Genomic DNA, 18,247 nt, shown 5'->3' with positions numbered 1-18,247 from the left:
AAGAGTGAAGAGTGAAGAGTGAAGAGTGAAGAAAGGAGGCCGTGATGGCGGACCGGTTTATGAAAGGGACCCTGATCCTGACGGCGGCAGGGCTTATGGTGAAAATCCTGGGTTCGGTGAACCGGATCCTGCTGTCCCGGCTGCTGGGAGGTGAAGGCATCGGCCTGTACCAGATCGCCTATCCCCTGTATCTGCTGCTGGTGGCCCTGTCTTCTGCAGGGATCCCTGCAGCCATGTCCATCCTGATTTCCCGCCGGGCAGCCGCCGGAGACCGGCAGGGGGCCCGGCGGATCCTGGGGATTTCCGCCGGGCTCATGGCCCTGGCCGGAGTGTTTTTTGCCGCTCTGGCCTGGGCCCTGATCCCCTGGCTCATGGACGGGGGCATCGTCAAGGATGGACGGGCCCGGTACGCCATGCTGGCCCTGGTGCCCGCCATTGGCCTGTCCATTCCCGTGGCCTGCTTCCGGGGCTACTTCCAGGGGTTCCAGGAAATGACTCCCACAGCGGTGTCCCAGATCCTGGAACAGTTCACCCGGGTGGTGACCATGGTGCTCCTGGCCTGGGCCCTGCTTCCCTGGGGTCTTCCCTGGGGAGCTGCCGGAGCGGCTTTTGGGGCCGTGCCGGGAGCGGTGGTGAGCCTGGGGGCTCTGTTGTACTTCGTCCACCGGCAGCAGAAACGGTGGCAGCAGGAACCGGTGCCGGCCCTGTCAGAAGAAAGACCCTCCCTGACCCGGACCGCCTGGCAGCTGGTGTCCCTGGCCCTGCCGGTGACCTGCGCCAATCTGATGGTGCCGGTGGTCAGCGGCATCGAAATGATCCTGGTGCCGGACCGGCTGCTGGCGGCGGGCTTTACGGTGGCGGATTCCACCCGGGCCCTGGGCTATCTGTCCGGCATGGCCATGCCCCTGGTAAACATGGGCACCATTCCCACCAACTCCCTGGCGGCTTCGGTGGTGCCTGCGGTGGCGGAAGCCAAGGCACTGGGGGACCGGCCCCTGATGGTGAGCAAGACCCGCCGGGCCTTCCGGTTCTTCCTGCTGCTGAATGTGCCGGCGGCGGTAGGGGTGTACCTGTTGGGGACCCCTATTTCTCAGGTGCTCTACGGCACTATCCATGCCGGGCGGGCCATTACGGCCCTGGCCCCGGCCATCCTGTTCCTGGGGCTCCACCAGGTGTCCACCGCCATCCTCCAGGGCCTGGGCCATACCCGGGTCCCCATGGTGAACATGTTCCTGAGTCTTTTTGTAAAAGTGGGGCTCCTGTGGACCCTCACCGCCAATCCGGTGTGGAACATCCAGGGGGCCGCCTGGGCCACCGATGCCAACCTGGCTGTGGCCGGTCTGGGGAACCTGCTGTGGATGCACCACAGTGACGGGCTCACCCTGCCCGGAAAGAACTGCCTCCGGATCGGCGTTTCCGCCGCCCTGATGGGAGCCGCCCTGTGGGTCATGGGGCCCGTCCTGGCCCGGCTTCCCCTGGGAAATGTGGTCCGGCTGGCCCTGGAGATCCTTGCGGGGGCACTGGTCTATGGCCTGTGCCTTTTGGCCACAGGAGAACTGAAACTCCGGGAACTGAAAAGAAAGAAAGAGGAAAAACGATGAAAACACTCCACGAAAAAGGGATCCACCAGCCGGGGGTCCTGGATCTGCGGCCTCTCATGGAACTGGTCCGGGTACTCCGGGAGCCGGGAGGCTGTCCCTGGGACCGGGTCCAGACCCATACTTCCATGCGCCGGGAACTGGTGGAAGAAGTCTATGAGATGCTGGAAGCCATCGACGACGGCAATGTAGCCGGCATGCGGGAAGAAATGGGGGATGTGCTCCTCCAGGTGGTGTTCCACGCCCGGCTGGCGGAAGAAGAGGGGCTCTTTGCCATGCAGGATGTAATCGACGATGTGGTGAAGAAGCTGGTCCACCGGCATCCCCATGTTTTCGGCGATACCAAGGTCACAGGGGCCGGGGAAGTGATGGCCAACTGGGAGACCCTGAAGGCTCAGGAAAAGACTGAACGGACCCATGCCCTGGATGGCATCGCCAAGGGGCTGCCAGCCCTGATGCGGGCCTACAAACTCAGCGCCAAAGCCGCCAAAACCGGGTTTGACTGGCCCGATGCCCCGGCTGCATGGCAGAAGGTGGAAGAAGAGAAAGACGAGCTCCAGGAGGCTGCAGCGAGCCGGGACAGGGACCGGACGGAAGAGGAACTGGGGGACCTGCTCTTTGCCCTGGCCGTCTATGCCCGGAAACTGGACCTGGAACCGGAAACCACTTTGAACCGGGCCAACAACAAATTCCAGCGCCGTTTTGAGCAGCTGGAAGCCCAGGTGAAGCAGGAAGGAAAAGAATGGAAAGACCTGACTCTGGAAGAACTGGAACACCGGTGGCAGGAGGCAAAGAGAGCAGTAGGGGACGGTCAGCGGTCAGCTGACCAACATGGGGGCACAGGTCGCGAGTCGTGACCCGCGACCGGGGCTGCGGCCCCTGCTCTGGCCCCTTGTTTTCAAGATTTTCCCAAAAAACACGTGCATTTTTCCTATGATTGTGCTAATATGACCATAGTCAGGCGCCAGCCATGCAGGCGCAATACCTATTTAGGAGGATTTATCTCATGAACAAAAGTGAATTGATTGCTGAAGTTGCGTCCAAAACCGCACTGCCCAAAAAAGATGCTGAAAAGGCTGTGAACGCTTTCATCGATACTGTTAAAGAAGCTGTTGCCAACAAAGATAAAGTACAGCTGATCGGCTTTGGTACTTTTGAAGCTCGCGTTCGGAATGCCCGCAGCGGCAAGAATCCTCGCACTGGCGAAACCATTGAAATTGCAGAAGCCAACGTTCCTGCTTTCAAAGCCGGGAAGGCTTTTAAGGATGCCGTAAACAAATAATTGGCAGATCCAGCAACCTGATGCTCCCGGTGTCAGGTTGCTTTTTTTATCCTCTGCAGGAGAGAATTTCCTTCCAGAGGTGGAAAGGCAAGAAAATGGGCCTTAAAAAGAAAAAGCGTTTGGACTGGGCGGTTATCGGACGTACCCTGCTTATCCTGCTGGTCGTCCTGCCTCCGGTGGCGCTGCTGGGTACAGCTCTCCAGCGGGGATACTGGATCTACCAGCTCCGTCAGGAAAGGATACGGACAGAAAACAAAGTCCAGCAGCTGAAAGCGGAAAACGACGCCCTGGCACAGGAAAAAGAGAACCTGGGCGATATCAAATACATAGAAAAAGTGGCGCGGGACGAGCATAATATGGTAGGGAAGAATGAGATCCCGCTGTTTATGGTGAAGAAGTGAAAAAAGGGAGCTGTTGCACATGCAACAGCTCCCTTTTTCTTACTTATCCTGTTCCACCACTTTATCCACAATGGCATCCAGCGCCTTTCGGCTGGCTTCACTGATGTTTTCCAGGGGATTGCCTTCGTCTTCGGCGGCCACCACCTGGGGATCGATGGGGATCCGGCCCAGGAAGGGCAGGCCTTTTTCTTCCGCCAGGGCCTTGCCGCCGCCAGCTTTGAAAATGTCCACTTCCTGTCCGCAGTGGGGACAGACGAATCCGCTCATGTTTTCGATGATGCCCCGGACAGGGATATGGCCCAGCTGGCAGAAGCTAAGGGATTTCCGCACATCGGCCAGGGCCACTTTCTGGGGGGTGGTGACGATGATGGCTTCCGCATCCTTGATGGTCTGGACCACGGTCAGGGGTTCATCCCCGGTGCCCGGAGGGCAGTCGATGATCAGGTAGTCCAAAGGATCCCATTTGGTGTCGCTCATGAACTGCCGGATGGCCCCCACCTTCAGGGGACCCCGCCAGATCAGGGCATCGTCCTGCTGGGCCAGGAAGCCCTGGGCGGACAAAAATTCCAGATGGTCGCTGTACCGGAAGGGAATCAGCTTTTCTCCTTCCACCTGGACGTGCTTGTCCATGAAGCCCAGCATGCCGGCCACGCTGGGGCCGTGGAGATCCACGTCCATCAGGCCCACATGGTAGCCCCGCTGGCTGAGAATCAGGGACAAATCTACGGAAACCGTGCTTTTGCCCACGCCGCCTTTGCCGCTCATGACGACGATTTTATGTTTTACATGGGCCAGGAAATCGGCAATGGCCGCATCCTGGGGATTCTGCTTCGGATTGGATTCGCAGCCGGAGCAGTGGGAATGATCGCAGTGATCACATTCGCTCATTGAAAAAACCTCCCTCATAATCGATTGTCAACCTGTCCCTATTATAGATAAAAATCCAACTGAATGCAATCGGGTTACATTAGAATCAGTGAAGAGGGAAGAGGGAAGGACCTGGCGGGCCGCCGGTTGTGCGGCCCCTACGGATTTCCCCACCTGCTCCCTGAATTCCCCCTGACTCTTCGGTCAAAAACAGTGTATAATAGGGAAGAGAAAAATCCGGGTGCCTGGCACCCATAAGGAGTGAAAACCTATGATGTGGAAAAAAACCATGGCGGTGGCCCTTTTGGCAGCCCTTTGTGCGGCTCCGGCTTATGCTGCGGAACGGCCCAAACTGGCGGATGGAGAACTTTTTGTATCGGAACGGGTGGTGAAGGACGGCCGGGTGCTGTTCCAGGCGGCGGATGCCCACACGGACTGGGAACATGACAGTGAAAAGACCGTACCGGGCCTGGTGTGCACCGCCTTCATCCCTCCCAAGGGGGGAGCGGACGCTCCGGAACTGGCCAGCGTGAAAAAGCTGACCACCCAGCAGGAAAAGGTCCTCCAGGCCCGGCGCCGGTATTCCGGCCCCTCCTATGCCAACCAGCTGGTGCTCTATGCGGCTATGAACACCAACGGCCAGAACGGGAAGCTGGCCATTACCAAGGCGGAACTGTTCGGCCGGCTGCTGAATGTGACTGTGGCCATCCAGGATCCCACCGGTACCCAGGATGACGGCAGTGAAGCCCTGGCGGAAGAACATGTGGTGACCATCCCGGAAAAGAACCTGCCCCGGTTCGGCAATCTCCGGGTCCGTTTCTCCGACGCCACCGGCCATGCCCTGGAAGATCTGGATGTGGCGTTGGAGAGGTAACAGCTCTTGTAACACCCATTACACATTCCCGTTTCAATCTGGCTCCAATTAATTCTCTATTGACGGATTTTGTAAACGGGAGTATTATAGATTCATTCCAATGGTTAAAGGCGGGTTGACAGATGACTCTTTCTTCTCTGAAATGGGAAACTGCATATGGCTTTACCTTTACCCAGAGCTATTATTTTGGCTTTGGTTATTTTGGCTGCCATGAACTGAACAGTTTGCCCATCGTGAAGAGAGACTGAGGCTCCGGCCTTCCGGCGGTTTCCGTGAAGTGAAACCCTGAAGCAGACTCCTTGCGAGTCTGCTTTTTTTGTGGAGAGGCCCCCGTCAGAAAAAAAGTAGGATAGTAGGAAAGCAGGACAGGAGGAAAACAACATGATTATTGTAATGAAGAAGGGTGCACCCAAAGAAGCGTCTGAAAAACTGAAAAAGAGCCTGGAACAAAGAGGCTTCACCATCCATGACAGCATCGGGGAAAACCAGGAAGTCCTGGGGATCGTAGGGGATACCAGTATCCTGGATCCGGAAGATTTCATGGTGAATCCCTGGGTGGATAAGGCCATGCGGGTACAGGAACCTTTCAAACGGGCCAACCGGATGTTCCACCCGGATGATTCCATCATCGATGTAAGCGGCGTGAAAGTGGGGGGCAAAAAGCTGGCGGTGATCGCCGGTCCCTGCTCTGTGGAAGGCCAGGAACAGATGGATACCATTGCCGCCGCCGTGAAAAAGAGCGGGGCGGCCATGCTCCGGGGCGGGGCCTTCAAACCCCGTACATCTCCCTACTCCTTCCAGGGGCTGGGGGACAAGGGCCTGGATATGATCCGTCAGGCCGGCACCGCCAACCATCTGCCCATTGTAACGGAAATCATGTCCGCGGACAAAATCGATGAATTTGTGGAAAAAGTGGATCTGATCCAGGTAGGGGCCCGGAACATGCAGAACTTCACCCTGCTGAAGGAACTGGGGAAAATCAATAAGCCCATTCTGCTGAAGCGGGGTCTGTCCGCCACCATCGAGGAATGGCTCATGAGTGCAGAATACATTATGTCCGAAGGGAACGAAAATGTGATCCTCTGCGAACGGGGGATCCGGACCTTTGAAACCTATACCCGGAATACCCTGGACCTGTCCGCCGTCCAGGCGGTGAAGCGGCTGAGCCATCTGCCGGTGATCGTGGACCCCAGCCATGCCACCGGGAAGGCCTGGATGGTGCCCACCATGAGCAAGGCTGCCATTGCCGCCGGGGCTGACGGGCTGATCATCGAGACCCACAACGATCCCCAGCACGCCTGGTGTGACGGGGCCCAGAGCCTGTCCCTGCCGGAATTCGACCAGCTGATGAAGGACCTGAAGGTACTGGCTCCTGCGGTGGGCCGGGATCTGTAAGACGGAAGCGGGAAAGACATCATGAAGAAACTGCAGGATACTGTTGTTGCCATTGTAGGGCTGGGGCTCATCGGAGGCTCCTACGCCAAGGCCCTGAAAAGCCAGAAGGTGAAGCGGATCATCGGCATGGACCGGAACCACATCGTTTCTCTGATGGCCCTGGACGAAGGGTATGTAACGGAACTGGCCGATGAGGATCCGGAGCTCCTCCGGGAGGCGGATGTGATCATCTGCTGCATGTACCCCGGCGCCTTTGTACCCTTTGTGAAGGACCATGTCCGGTATTTCAAAAAAAATGTACTCCTGACCGATGTGATGGGGATCAAAGGCAGTATCCCGGACCAGGTGGATGCTCTTTTGGGACCGGAGATGGATTTCGTCCCCACCCATCCCATGGCAGGCCGGGAAGGCAAGGGATACAGCCAAAGCACCTCCCAGATCTTCCAGGGAGCCAATTTCATCCTGATCCACCGGGACAACAACCGGCCGGAACACCGGGAATGGCTCCGGAACATGGCCTATGAACTGGGCTGTGCCCGGGTGGTGGAACTGTCGGTGGAGGAACATGACAGCATCATCGCCTACACCAGCGATCTGCCCCATGTGATGGCGGTTTCCCTGATCAACAGCGATTCCATGCAGGAAAACACCAAGTACTTTGTGGCCGGGTCTTTCCGGGATGCCACCCGGGTGGCGGATATCAACGCCAAGCTGTGGAGCGACCTGTTCCTGTTGAACAAGGAACCGGTGCTCCGGGAGATCAACAAGCTGGAAATGCAGCTGGAACACTGGAAAAGCGCCCTCCAGCAGGATGACCGGGAAGAACTGGAGCAGATGATGGATCAGGCCAAAAAGAAAAGAAGGGACATGTTTTATGGAAAAAATCTTCGTTGATTTGGGGAAAGACTCCTATACCATCGAAATCGCACCTCATTCCTGGACCGGATTCGGGAAAAAGATCCGGGAACTGGCCCGGGGAAACAAGGCGGCGGTGATCACGGACCGGACGGTGGACAGCCTGTATGGAGCGGACCTGGAGCAGCAGCTCCTGGCCCAGGGGTTCCAGGTGCGCCGGGTGGTGATGGAACCGGGAGAAGACCACAAGAACCTGGACACCTACGGGAACATGGTCCGGGCCTGTGCGGATTTCGGCATGACCCGCAGCGATTTGGTAATCACTCTGGGGGGCGGCGTGCCGGGAGACCTGGGGGGCTTTGCCGCCGCCAGCTTCCTCCGGGGGGTGGACTTCATCCAGGTGCCCACCACCCTTCTGGCCCAGATCGACAGCAGCGTGGGAGGCAAGGTGGCGGTGGACCTGCCGGAAGGAAAGAACCTGGTAGGGGCCTTTTACCAGCCCAAAGGGGTGCTGATGGATCCGGAACTGCTCCGGAGCCTGGACCGGCGGTATCTCCACGATGGCCTGGCAGAAGTAATCAAATGTGCCGCCTTCGGGGATCCGGAGCTGTTTGCGGCCCTGGAAAATTTCTCCGGGGATGAGGACATCCTGGCCCATGCGGAAGAAATCAGCGCCGCCTGCTGCCGGATCAAGGTGAAGGTGGTGGAAGAGGACGTGCGGGACGTGGGCGCCCGGATGGTGTTGAACTTCGGCCATACCATCGGCCATGCGGTGGAGCGGTATTATCATTATGAAAAATACACCCATGGGGAAGGGGTGGCCATCGGCATGGTCCGGCTCACCCGGAACACGGAAAAAATGGGGATCACCCAGCCCGGTACCGCAGACCGGATCCGTCATCTCCTGGAAAAATACAACATTCCCACGGAAGATCCCATCAGCGATCAGCATATCCTGGAAGGGATCACCATGGACAAGAAAAAACGGGGGAACCAGATGACTCTGGTGATCGTTCCGGAAATCGGAAAGAGCCTGCTGAAAAAGGTGGACTTTGCCGATCTGAGACCCTATGTGAAAGGATGAGACCATGACCACACTGCGTATCGAACCTGGTTCTCTTTCAGGGACGCTCCGGGTGCCTTCTTCCAAAAGCATGGGGCACCGGGCCCTGATCTGTGCGGCCCTGGCAGGAGGCACCAGCCAGGTGGAAGGGGTCAGCCTCAGCCAGGATATCCTGGCCACCTGTGCCTGTCTCCGGCAGCTGGGGGCAAAAATCACTTCCCAGGAAGAAACAGGAGGACGGGCCCACTTTACCGTGGAAGGCTGCCGGCCCCATCAGACAGGGACGGTGCTGGACTGCGGGGAATCCGGGTCTACCCTCCGGTTCCTGATCCCGCTGGCTGCCCTGTGCCAGGAACCTTTTACCTTTGTGGGGGCCGGGAAGCTGGGCAGCCGTCCCCTGGAACCCTACGAAGCCATTTTCCGCCAGCAGGGGCTGGTGTTCCAAAAGGGAAGCGCTGAGGACAATTTTCCTCTGACGGTCCAGGGGCCGCTCCGTCCCGGCCATTTTTCCCTGCCCGGAGATGTGAGCAGCCAGTTCATCAGCGGCCTGCTTTTTGCTCTGCCGCTCCTGCCGGGGGATTCCACCCTGGAAATCACCGGGAAGCTGGAAAGCCAGAGCTACATTGCCCTGACCCTTTCCGCCCTGAAGCAGTACGGCATCAGCATTGAACACCAGGACTACCGGCAGTACCGGATCCCCGGGAACCAGCAGTACCGGCCCCGGGAAGGGGCAGTGGAAGGGGATTATTCCCAGGCCGCCTTCTGGCTTACGGCCGGGATGCTGGGCCGGACCATGACCCTATTGGGGATGGATCCGGAGTCTCTCCAGGGAGACAAGGCCATCATCCCCATTCTCCAGAAAATGGGCGGCCAGGTGGTCTTTGAAGGAGACAAACTGATCAGCCGGCCGGCGGACCCGGTGGGGACCACCATCGATGCCGCCGACTGCCCGGACATCATCCCGGTGCTGACCGTGGCCGCCGCTCTCAGCGAAGGCCATACGGAGATCATCCATGCGGAACGGCTGCGGCTGAAGGAATGTGACCGGCTGAAGGCAATGGCCACGGAACTGAACAAACTGGGCGCAAAAATTACGGAACGGCCGGACGGCCTTTCCATCGACGGGGTGGTGGAACTTACGGGAGGCACCGTGGACTGCTGGAACGACCACCGGATCGCCATGAGCCTGGCGGTGGCCAGCATCCTGTGCCGGGAACCTCTCACTCTGGTGGGGACGGAATGTGTGGCCAAATCCTATCCGGAATTCTGGCAGGACTTTGCAGCGGCAGGAGGACAGTATGAGCAGTGTAATGGGTGAACAGATCCGGCTGACCATTTTCGGGGAATCCCACGGACCCTCCATCGGCGTGGTGATGGACGGGCTGCCGGCCGGGATCGAACTGGATCTGGAAGCCATTGAAAAGGAAATGAAACGCCGGGCACCGGGAACCAGCAAACTGGCCACCCCCCGGAAGGAAAGTGACAGCTTTATCATTGAAAGCGGGTTCTTCAACGGAAAGACCACCGGCATGGCCCTGTGCGCCCGGATTCCCAACAGCAACGCCCATTCCAAAGATTACAGCAAAATGAAGGAAATCATGCGGCCGGGCCATGGGGATTATGCAGGATATGTGAAATTTCACGGTTGCAACGACTACCGGGGCGGGGGCAGCTTTTCCGGACGGCTGACGGCGCCTCTGGTGTTTGCCGGGGCAGTGGCCAAGCAGCTGCTGGCCAAAGAGGGCATATTTATCGGGGCCCATGTGGCGTCTCTGGCCGGGATCCGGGACAGAAGGTTCAATCCTCTGGGAGAAGATCCGGAAACCTTCCGGGCCCTTTCCGGAGAGATCCTGCCGGTGCTGGATCCGGCGGTACGGGAGCCCATGGCCGCCCAGGTCACTGCTGCCCAGAAGGACAGGGATTCCGTAGGGGGCACCATTGAATGCATGGCAGTGGGCCTGCCTGTCGGCCTGGGAGAACCCTATTTCGATTCCGTGGAAAGCCGGCTGAGCCATGCCCTCTTTTCCGTACCGGCGGTGAAGGGCATTGCCTTTGGGGATGGATTCGCCCTGGGGACCATGCGGGGCAGTGAGGCCAATGATCCCATGGCATACCGGGACGGGAAAGTGGTGTGCACCACCAACCACAACGGGGGAGTCACCGGAGGCATCACCAACGGCATGCCCCTTTTGTTTACGGTGGTGATCAAACCCACCCCTTCCATCGGAAAGACCCAGCATACGGTGAATGTGGTTACCGGGGAAGACACCACCCTGGAAGTTACCGGGCGCCACGATCCCTGCATCCTGCCCCGGGCGGTGCCGGTGATCGAGGCGGTGACCGCCTGGACCCTGCTGGATCTGCAGCTTGTGGCACAGCGGAGGTAGAGCATGGGAGAACAAACCATTCCTGTGGGCTATCAGGGCGTCCCTGGGGCCTACAGCCACCTGGCCCTCCGGCAGTATTTCGCCGGACGGCCGGTGGAAGCACGGAACTATATGCTGTTTGAAGATGTAATCAACGCCGTGATGAAGGGGGAGATCCGCTATGGGGTCCTGCCCATTGAAAATTCTTCCACCGGAGGGATCACCGAGGTGTACGACCTGGTCCGCCGGTACGGCGCCTTTATTGTAGGGGAAAAGATCGTGAAGGTGGAGCACTGCCTTCTGGCCTGGCCGGGAGCGAAACTGGAAGACATCCGGGAAGTGTATTCCCATCCCCAGGGATTTTCCCAGTGCCGGACCTTTTTCAAGGAGCATCCGGCCATGCGCCAGTTCAACTATTTCAACACCGCCAAGGCGGCGGAACTGGTGGCAGAAAAAAAGACCGGGTACATGGCGGCGGTGGCCGGGGCCCAGGCGGCGGAACAGTACGGCCTTGCCATCCTGGCCCGGGGCATCAACACCAACCAGAGCAACTACACCCGGTTCATTGTGATCAGCCGGGAGCGGGAGCTGGTGCCGGAAGCGGACAAGATCACCCTGATCGTGAGCCTGAAGCATCAGCCCGGGTCGTTGTACCGGGTGCTCTCCCATTTTGCCCGGTACCAGATCAACATGACCAACATCGAATCCCGGCCTATACCGGGAAGGCCCTGGGAATATTATTTCCATATGGACATTACCGGTCACCTGACGGACCCGGCGGTCCGTCAGGCCCTGGCTGATCTGCCGGAAGACACCACGGAATGCAAGATTTTGGGGAACTATCCTGCAGACCACGGAAAGGAGCAGTAAAAGGATGAAATTCGGACTTTTGGGACGGGTGCTGGGGCACAGTCTGTCTCCCCAGATCCATCAGGCTATTTTCCGGGCCCTGGGGACCGGGGATACCTATGGGCTGCTGGAACAGGAACCGGAAGAAGTCCCCTGCTTTGTCCGGGAGAACCCGGAGGGGCTCCGGGGCAGCAATGTGACTATTCCCTACAAAGAAACGGTAATCCCTTATCTGACCGCCATTGCCCCGGAAGCGGAAAAAATCGGGGCGGTGAACACCCTGTCCTTTACTCCGGACGGGGTGAAAGGGTACAATACCGATTACCTGGGCTTTGACCGGATGTTACAGGCCGCCGGCATCGGGCTGGAAGGCCGGGATGTGACGGTGCTGGGGAACGGAGGGGCCGCCAAGGCGGTCCTCCAGGTACTAGCGGACCGGAAAGCGGCCTCCATCCGGATCCTGGTCCGGGACAGGGAGAAAGCTGGTCAGGCCCTGGCTCATTTCCTGGCCCAGCGGCCGGACACCCGGCTGGAGACCCATGAGGAAGCCCTGGAGGGCAGTGAGGGAGGCCAGGTGATCATCAATACCACCCCGGTGGGCATGTATCCCAAGGTGGAGGCCAGTCCGGTACCGGCGGAATTCACCGGCCGGTTCGCCGCTGCCGTGGACATTATCTACAACCCGAAAGAAACCTGGTTCCTGGCCGATGGCCGGAAGGCGGGAGCCAAAACCTGCAACGGCCTGTACATGCTGGTGGCCCAGGCGGTGGCTTCGGAAGAAATCTGGCAGGGAAAGACCCTGGATCCGGCCCTGATCCCTGCCATCATGAAACAACTGGAGGCAACTTTTCATGGCTAATATTGTACTCATCGGCATGCCCGGCGCCGGCAAGACCACCATCGGCCGGAAACTCAGCAAGGCCCTGGGACGGCCGGTGCTGGATGCGGACGACAAGGTGGTGGAACAGACCGGACGCACCATCAAGGACCTGTTCCAGGAAGGGGAGGACGTGTTCCGCCAAGCGGAAACAGAGGCGGTGAAGACCCTGGCCGCTCTGGACGGGATTATCATTTCCTGCGGGGGAGGGGTGGTGAAGCGGCCGGAGAACATCGCTTACCTCCAGCAGAACGGGAAGATCTTCTTTTTGAACCGGGACCTGGCGGCCATTGCCGGCAGCGTGGACAAAGTGACCCGTCCTCTGCTGAATTCCGCCGAAGACCGGCTCACCCAGCTGTACAAAGAACGGCTGCCCCTCTACCTGAAATACGCCGACTACACCATCCCCGTAGACGAAGACTTCGACAAGACAACGGAGTACATCATCGAACTGGTGAGGAAGGCAGGGCTGTAAGGCCGACCAAAAAGGACCAGCCGCTCAGGCGGCCGGTCCTTTTTCAATATACACGCTTGTACTGGGAAACGCGGCGCTGGTGCCGGTTTCTTCCAGGAGCTTCATCAGTTCCAGGTTGATCCGTTCTTTGCTCTTCATGAATTTATCGTAGCTGGTGTGCCGGCAGTAGCAGACGATGCTGATGTCCAGGCTGCTGGCTCCCATTTCCGAAAAGGCCACGGTAATCCCTTCGTCCACAATGTCCGGGTCTTCCTGGAGAAATTCCCTGATTTTCCGGACCAGTTCCTCCATCTGCTCCCGGGTGCTGTCATAGGTGACCCCCAGGGTCATTTCCAGCCGGCGCATGTGCCGGTTGGTGAAATTCTGGATGGGGGTGCTGATAATGAGAGAATTGGGGATGTACACCAGAGCCTGGGTAAAGGTCCGCACATTGGTGCTCCGGAAGGAAATGGATTCCACGATGCCTTCCACATTGTTGCAGATGATCCAGTCTCCCACGTGGAAGGGCTGATCCATGAGGATCACCAGACAGGCGAAAATGTTGGCCAGGGAGTCCTTGGCCGCCAGGGATACTGCCAGGCCGCCGATGGACAGCCCGGCAATGAATCCGCTGATGTTGACCCCCCAGGTGCTCAGCACGGTGGCCAGAGCAAAAAACAGGATCAGGGCATGGAAGAAGGACGAAAACAGTCCGCTGATGGCCGGATCCAGCTTTTTGCCGGATTTGCTGAAAAAGTGGTCGAACAGGACGCTGGTGGTGGAACTGAAATTGTACAGGATCCAGTAAAAGGCAATCACCAGCAGGGAAGAAACCGTATTGGATACAAGGGCCGTCTGGGCCAGTCTCTCCCAGGGAGAATTGGCAAGGGCCGTATAGCCCCCGAAGACGGCAATGGCCATGCGCCCGGGCCGGTACACCGCGGCAGAAATGTTTTCATCTGCCGCAAAGGGCAGTTTGTCCAGGATGAACCGGATCACCCGGATGCTGACGATCCGGAAGCCGATGTAAAACAGGATGGTAACGGCCAGGATCACCAGGGCCGGTACCCAGGCCATGAAATCATTGTACAGGGTCATGAAAAAGCTCCTTTTGCAGCTGTTTTGTCCTCATTGTACCATTGGGCCGGCGGCCGGTGCAAGAATATGCTATAATGAAACCAGTTCGCAATATTTTGAGGGGGAAAACACCATGACATTACGTACAGATGCAGAGACCATCATGGAGGAGGCCATTAGGGCTTCGCTTCCTGATGCGGCGGTAGCAAAAGCTTTGGAACATAAGGAGTTCGGCAGGGGGAAAATCGTGGTGGTGGCCATTGGGAAGGCCGCCTGGCAGATGGCCAAAACGGCGGTGGGGATCCTGGACGGACGGATCTCCAGCGGGATCGTGATCACCAAATACGGCCACAGCAAGGGGGAACTGGCCCCTCTGGAAATCTGGGAAGCCGGCCATCCGGTGCCGGATGAGAACTCCCTGAAGGCTACCCAGCGGGCCATCGACCTGGTCAAGGATCTGACGGCGGAAGACACGGTGCTGTTTTTGATCAGCGGCGGGGGCTCGGCTCTTTTCGAAAAGCCTCTGATTTCCCTGAAGGAACTCCAGGACATTACCTCGGACCTGTTGGCCAGCGGGGCGGATATCGTATCCATGAACACGGTGCGGAAACGGCTGAGCTCTGTAAAGGGCGGGAAATTCGCCCGGCTCTGCGCTCCGGCCCAGGTGTATGCCATTGTGCTCAGCGACATCATCGGGGATCCCCTGGACATGATCGCCTCCGGGCCGGCCTATCCGGATTCCTCCACCTGTGAGGAAGCCCTGGAGGTGATCCGGAAGTTCAAAATCATGCTGCCGGCAGATGCGGAAAAGGCCCTGGGGGAAGAGACCCCCAAGACCCTGGACAATGTGGAAACGGTGATTACCGGCAGTGTGACGGAACTGGCGGCGGCAGGCCAGAAGGCGGCGGAAAAGCTGGGGTATGAGACCTGGCTTTTGACCACCAGCCTGAACTGCCAGGCCAAGGAGGCAGGCAGCTTCCTGGCGGCTATCGGACGGCAGTACGCAGCCAGCGGAAAGAAGCTGGCGGTGCTGGCCGGGGGAGAAACGGTGGTCCATCTCCACGGCCGGGGCAAGGGAGGACGGAACCAGGAAATCGCTCTTGCCGCCGCTGACGGCATTGCCGGCCTGGACAATGTGGCGGTGTTCTCCTTTGGCAGCGACGGCACCGACGGCCCCACCGACGCCGCCGGAGGCTACGGAGACGGAACCACCAAAGCCCGGCTGGCGGAAGAAGGCATTGCCATTTCCGATGTACTGGACAAAAACGACGCCTACCATGCCCTGGAAAAAACCAAGGGTCTCCTGATCACCGGAGCCACCGGGACCAATGTAAATGATCTGAGTGTGCTGTTGATCGGGTAAAGCTGTCAAAGGCATCTTTCGCCTTCAAAAAAATTTGCCTGCAAATTTTATCATTCGGCCATTGACGATTGACAATTGACCATTGACAAAAAAAGAGGGTGCTGCTCTGCAGCACCCTCTCTTTTACACCTAAAACGTAACAAAAACGGTTACTTATGTAAAATAAAACAAAAATGTTGATAAAATAACAAAACAAGAGTATGATAAGTGCGTACAATAATTTTTCGTTAGGGGAGTGGAGATTACGGATAAGGAAGTACTGAAACAAAAAGTGTTCAAGATGATTGATGATTCTGCTCAGGAGCTGCAGGCCTATGCAGCGGATGTGGCTTCGGAACCGGAATTCGGGTTCAAGGAATTCAAGACTTCCGCCAAACTGGCGGCCCAGTTCGACAAACTGGGGATCCCCTACCGGAAGGGAATGGCCATTACTGCTGTCAAAGGGGTCCTGAAAGGGGGCAAGCCCGGTCCCACCATCGCCATCCTGGGGGAACTGGATGCCATTGGCTGCCCGGAACATCCCAAAGCGGATCCGGATACCGGGGCTGCCCACGCCTGCGGCCACCACATGCAGCAGTCTTCCATGCTGGCCGCTGCCTACGGCCTTGCCAAAACCGGGGTCATGAAGGACCTGTGCGGGAATGTGGTGTTCTTCGGGGTCCCGGCGGAAGAATACGTCCAGATCGCCTACCGGAAAAAGCTCCGGAAAGAAGGGAAGCTCCATTTCCTCCATGGGAAAGGCGAACTGATCTATGAAGGGGAATTCGATGACATCGACATGGCCATGATGATCCATTCCCAGAAACGGACCCCCAAACCGGTGGTGGCCATCGGTACCAGCAGCAACGGGTTCATCGGCAAGACCATCCAGTATGTGGGGAAGGCCGCCCATGCCGCCGACGCTCCGGACCAGGGTATCAACGCCCTGAACGCCGCCATGCTGGGGATCATGGGGATCAATGCCCTCCGGGAAACCTTCCGGGATGACGATGCCATCCGGGTCCATCCCATCATTACCAAAGGGGGAGACCTGGTGAACAATGTGCCTGACGATGTGCGGATCGAAACCTATGTCCGGGCCAAATCCATGGACGCCATCGACCGGACCAACGCCAAGGTGGATGCGGCTCTCCGGGCGGGGGGCGCCGCTATCGGGGCCAAGGTGAACATCGACACCCTGCCCGGCCAGCTGCCTCTCATCTGCAACCCGGAAATGAATGAACTGTTCGTCCACAATGCCCAGGACGCCTTCCCGGAGGTGGAAATCACCAACGCCGGCCACTTCAGCGCCTCCACGGACATGGGGGATGTGTCCCATCTGATGCCCGCCATCCATCCCTTCATCGGCGGGGTGGACGGACTGCTCCACGGACCGGATTTCAAGGTGGTGGATTTCCATGCGGCGGCGCTCCTGCCCGGGAAAGCCTTTGCCGGCATGGTCATCGACCTTTTGAGCGATGATGCCAAGGAAGCCAAGAAGATCCTGGCCGATTTCAAGCCGGCGCTTACCAAAGAACAATACATTGCCAAACTGGATGGCTATTTCAGCGAGGAGGAACCCGACCATGATTAACTGGAAACTGCACATTACGGCCCTGGCCCTGGTGGTCATCGCCGAACTGATCGGTATCAAATCCTTCAATCTGGGCCCGGGGAAAGTGGTGTTTGTCCCCATGCTCTATGCCCTGATCCTGGGGATCCTGACCACTCCCAACTTCTTTAAACTGACCAAACAGAAGGACATGGAAGACGCAGGCTCCCTGGTGGGCATTACCCTGATGCTGCTTATGGCCCGGTATGGGACCCTGGTGGGGCCCACCCTGCCGAAAATCATCAGTGCCAGCCCGGCTTTGATCCTCCAGGAATTCGGGAACCTGGGGACGGTATTTTTGGGGGTTCCCCTGGCGGTGGCCTTCGGGCTGAAACGGGAGACCATCGGGGCCGCCCATTCCATCGCCCGGGAACCCAACGTGGCTCTCATCGGTGAAAAATACGGCCTGGATACTCCGGAAGGCCGGGGGGTCATGAGCGTGTACATTGCCGGTACCGTGTGCGGCACTGTGTTCTTCGGGATCATGGCTTCCTTCCTGGCAGCTTTAAAGATCTTCCATCCCTATTCCCTGGCCATGGCCTCCGGGGTGGGGAGCGCCAGCATGATGTCCGCTTCCCTGGGGACCCTGACGGTGATGTATCCGGAAATGGCTGACCAACTGGCCGCTTTCGCCACCGCCTCCAACATGCTTTCCGGTCTGGACGGGGTATACATGGCCGTGTTCCTGGCCCTGCCTTTGACGGAATGGCTCTACAAGAAATGCTGCATCATCAAATACGGTCATGTGCTGACCAAGGAGGAGGAAGGAAAATGAGATCGTTTACTTTGCCTGAAACCACGCTGGTCCTCATTATCACGGCTTTCCTGTCCCTGGTGGCCAATACCCTGTCCAGCAACATTCCCTTTATGGACGCAGTCCCCGGCATGGTGATCCTCATCGCCATTTCCCTGGCAGGGATCGTGGCCGCCCGGGTGATCCCCGGAGGGATCCCGGCGGTGGCCTACATTACCACCCTGGGCTGTATCCTGACCTATCCCGGGTTCCCGGGCTCTGAAGTGGTCAACATGTATATGAAGAAAGTGGGCTTCCTGGCCCTGTGTACCCCCATCCTGGCCTACGCGGGGATCTCCATCGGCAAGGACATGGACGCCTTCAAGAAAACCGGCTGGCGGATCGTGGTCCTGGCCTGCGTGATCTTCATCGGCACCTACGTAGGGTCCGCCGCCATCGCCGAAGTGATCCTGAAAGCGCTGGGACAGATTTAACTGGTTGTCACTGGTCTCTGGCCAATGGAAAGAATCCGTGGCTGACGGGTTCTTTCGAATAAAAAAGACGTTGCTTTTCTTTTAATCTGTTGCTTGTTGTGAGTTCTT

19 protein-coding genes are annotated in these 18,247 nt (G+C 58.3%); 17 read left to right on the top strand and 2 right to left on the bottom strand.

The genetic code is table 11. The features are described 5' to 3' along the window. The first annotated feature begins 44 nt into the window (after nt 1-44). From QVO43_RS04365 to QVO43_RS04350, 4 genes are all read left to right on the top strand, one after another. Complete coding sequence (locus QVO43_RS04365) at nt 45-1,601, top strand: putative polysaccharide biosynthesis protein (protein ID WP_022487368.1); 1,557 nt, start codon at nt 45-47, stop codon at nt 1,599-1,601. Further along, nucleotides 1,598-2,455, top strand: coding sequence for a nucleoside triphosphate pyrophosphohydrolase (gene mazG, locus QVO43_RS04360; protein WP_022487367.1), 858 nt, complete (start codon nt 1,598-1,600; stop codon nt 2,453-2,455). The genes QVO43_RS04365 and mazG overlap by 4 nt, the downstream gene beginning before the upstream one ends. Before the next feature lie 149 nt (nt 2,456-2,604). Continuing rightward, nucleotides 2,605-2,880 carry an HU family DNA-binding protein gene (locus tag QVO43_RS04355; RefSeq protein ID WP_012938958.1) on the top strand — a complete coding sequence of 92 codons (276 nt, stop codon included), beginning with the start codon at nt 2,605-2,607 and terminating at the stop codon, nt 2,878-2,880. Nucleotides 2,881-2,975: 95 nt separating this feature from the next. Then, nucleotides 2,976-3,281, top strand: coding sequence for an FtsB family cell division protein (locus QVO43_RS04350; protein WP_022487366.1), 306 nt, complete (start codon nt 2,976-2,978; stop codon nt 3,279-3,281). A gap of 39 nt (nt 3,282-3,320) precedes the next feature. On the opposite strand, the gene QVO43_RS04345 is transcribed toward QVO43_RS04350, so the two are convergent. After that, nucleotides 3,321-4,169, bottom strand: coding sequence for an Mrp/NBP35 family ATP-binding protein (locus QVO43_RS04345; protein ID WP_022487365.1), 849 nt, complete (start codon nt 4,167-4,169; stop codon nt 3,321-3,323). Between the two features lie 250 nt (nt 4,170-4,419). Here QVO43_RS04345 and QVO43_RS04340 point away from each other — a divergent pair, with 250 nt between their 5' ends. From QVO43_RS04340 to QVO43_RS04300, 9 genes are all read left to right on the top strand, one after another. Further along, the gene (locus tag QVO43_RS04340) at nt 4,420-5,022 is read left to right on the top strand and encodes a hypothetical protein (RefSeq protein ID WP_022487364.1); all 603 of its coding nucleotides are present in this window, start codon (nt 4,420-4,422) and stop codon (nt 5,020-5,022) included. Nucleotides 5,023-5,403: 381 nt separating this feature from the next. Continuing rightward, on the top strand, nt 5,404-6,417 hold the full coding sequence (gene aroF / locus QVO43_RS04335; protein WP_022487362.1) for a 3-deoxy-7-phosphoheptulonate synthase: 1,014 nt from the start codon (nt 5,404-5,406) through the stop codon (nt 6,415-6,417). Between the two features lie 21 nt (nt 6,418-6,438). After that, entirely contained in the window at nt 6,439-7,311 is an 873-nt protein-coding gene (locus tag QVO43_RS04330) for a prephenate dehydrogenase (protein ID WP_022487361.1), read from the top strand. Beyond that, nucleotides 7,292-8,356 (top strand): 3-dehydroquinate synthase, encoded by a 1,065-nt coding sequence (gene aroB, locus QVO43_RS04325; protein WP_022487360.1) that lies wholly within the window; start codon nt 7,292-7,294, stop codon nt 8,354-8,356. The genes QVO43_RS04330 and aroB overlap by 20 nt, the downstream gene beginning before the upstream one ends. A 4-nt stretch (nt 8,357-8,360) precedes the next feature. Beyond that, nucleotides 8,361-9,653: a 3-phosphoshikimate 1-carboxyvinyltransferase gene (gene aroA, locus QVO43_RS04320; RefSeq protein ID WP_022487359.1), complete on the top strand. Its 1,293-nt coding sequence runs from the start codon at nt 8,361-8,363 to the stop codon at nt 9,651-9,653. Further along, nucleotides 9,634-10,722 carry a chorismate synthase gene (gene aroC / locus QVO43_RS04315; protein WP_022487358.1) on the top strand — a complete coding sequence of 363 codons (1,089 nt, stop codon included), beginning with the start codon at nt 9,634-9,636 and terminating at the stop codon, nt 10,720-10,722. The genes aroA and aroC overlap by 20 nt, the downstream gene beginning before the upstream one ends. 3 nt (nt 10,723-10,725) lie before the next feature. Further along, a complete protein-coding gene (gene pheA / locus QVO43_RS04310; RefSeq protein WP_022487357.1) occupies nt 10,726-11,571 on the top strand; it encodes a prephenate dehydratase in 846 nt (281 codons plus the stop codon). A gap of 4 nt (nt 11,572-11,575) precedes the next feature. Next, nucleotides 11,576-12,409 (top strand): shikimate dehydrogenase family protein, encoded by an 834-nt coding sequence (locus tag QVO43_RS04305; protein ID WP_022487356.1) that lies wholly within the window; start codon nt 11,576-11,578, stop codon nt 12,407-12,409. Continuing rightward, nucleotides 12,402-12,902 carry a shikimate kinase gene (locus tag QVO43_RS04300; protein WP_022487355.1) on the top strand — a complete coding sequence of 167 codons (501 nt, stop codon included), beginning with the start codon at nt 12,402-12,404 and terminating at the stop codon, nt 12,900-12,902. Before QVO43_RS04305 ends, QVO43_RS04300 begins: the two co-directional genes overlap by 8 nt. 24 nt (nt 12,903-12,926) lie before the next feature. Here the strand turns inward: QVO43_RS04300 and QVO43_RS04295 are convergent, their stop codons facing one another. Then, nucleotides 12,927-13,979 carry a mechanosensitive ion channel family protein gene (locus tag QVO43_RS04295; RefSeq protein WP_022487354.1) on the bottom strand — a complete coding sequence of 351 codons (1,053 nt, stop codon included), beginning with the start codon at nt 13,977-13,979 and terminating at the stop codon, nt 12,927-12,929. A 112-nt stretch (nt 13,980-14,091) separates the two neighbouring features. Between QVO43_RS04295 and QVO43_RS04290 the strand changes: the two genes are divergently transcribed. From QVO43_RS04290 to QVO43_RS04275, 4 genes are all read left to right on the top strand, one after another. Then, the gene (locus QVO43_RS04290; RefSeq protein ID WP_022487353.1) at nt 14,092-15,321 is read left to right on the top strand and encodes a glycerate kinase type-2 family protein; all 1,230 of its coding nucleotides are present in this window, start codon (nt 14,092-14,094) and stop codon (nt 15,319-15,321) included. A gap of 235 nt (nt 15,322-15,556) precedes the next feature. After that, entirely contained in the window at nt 15,557-16,894 is a 1,338-nt protein-coding gene (locus tag QVO43_RS04285) for an amidohydrolase (protein ID WP_022487352.1), read from the top strand. Further along, nucleotides 16,887-17,687 carry a DUF3100 domain-containing protein gene (locus tag QVO43_RS04280; protein ID WP_022487351.1) on the top strand — a complete coding sequence of 267 codons (801 nt, stop codon included), beginning with the start codon at nt 16,887-16,889 and terminating at the stop codon, nt 17,685-17,687. The genes QVO43_RS04285 and QVO43_RS04280 overlap by 8 nt, the downstream gene beginning before the upstream one ends. Next, the gene (locus QVO43_RS04275; protein WP_022487350.1) at nt 17,684-18,139 is read left to right on the top strand and encodes a hypothetical protein; all 456 of its coding nucleotides are present in this window, start codon (nt 17,684-17,686) and stop codon (nt 18,137-18,139) included. The genes QVO43_RS04280 and QVO43_RS04275 overlap by 4 nt, the downstream gene beginning before the upstream one ends. Nucleotides 18,140-18,247 lie beyond the last annotated feature (108 nt).

Origin of the sequence: Acidaminococcus sp. CAG:542 (assembly GCF_000437815.1) — a bacterium.
Classification (GTDB): Bacteria; Bacillota; Negativicutes; order Acidaminococcales; family Acidaminococcaceae; genus Acidaminococcus.
The sequence above is the reverse complement of the archived record's forward strand: the minus strand, read 5'-3'. Positions and strand labels throughout refer to the sequence as shown.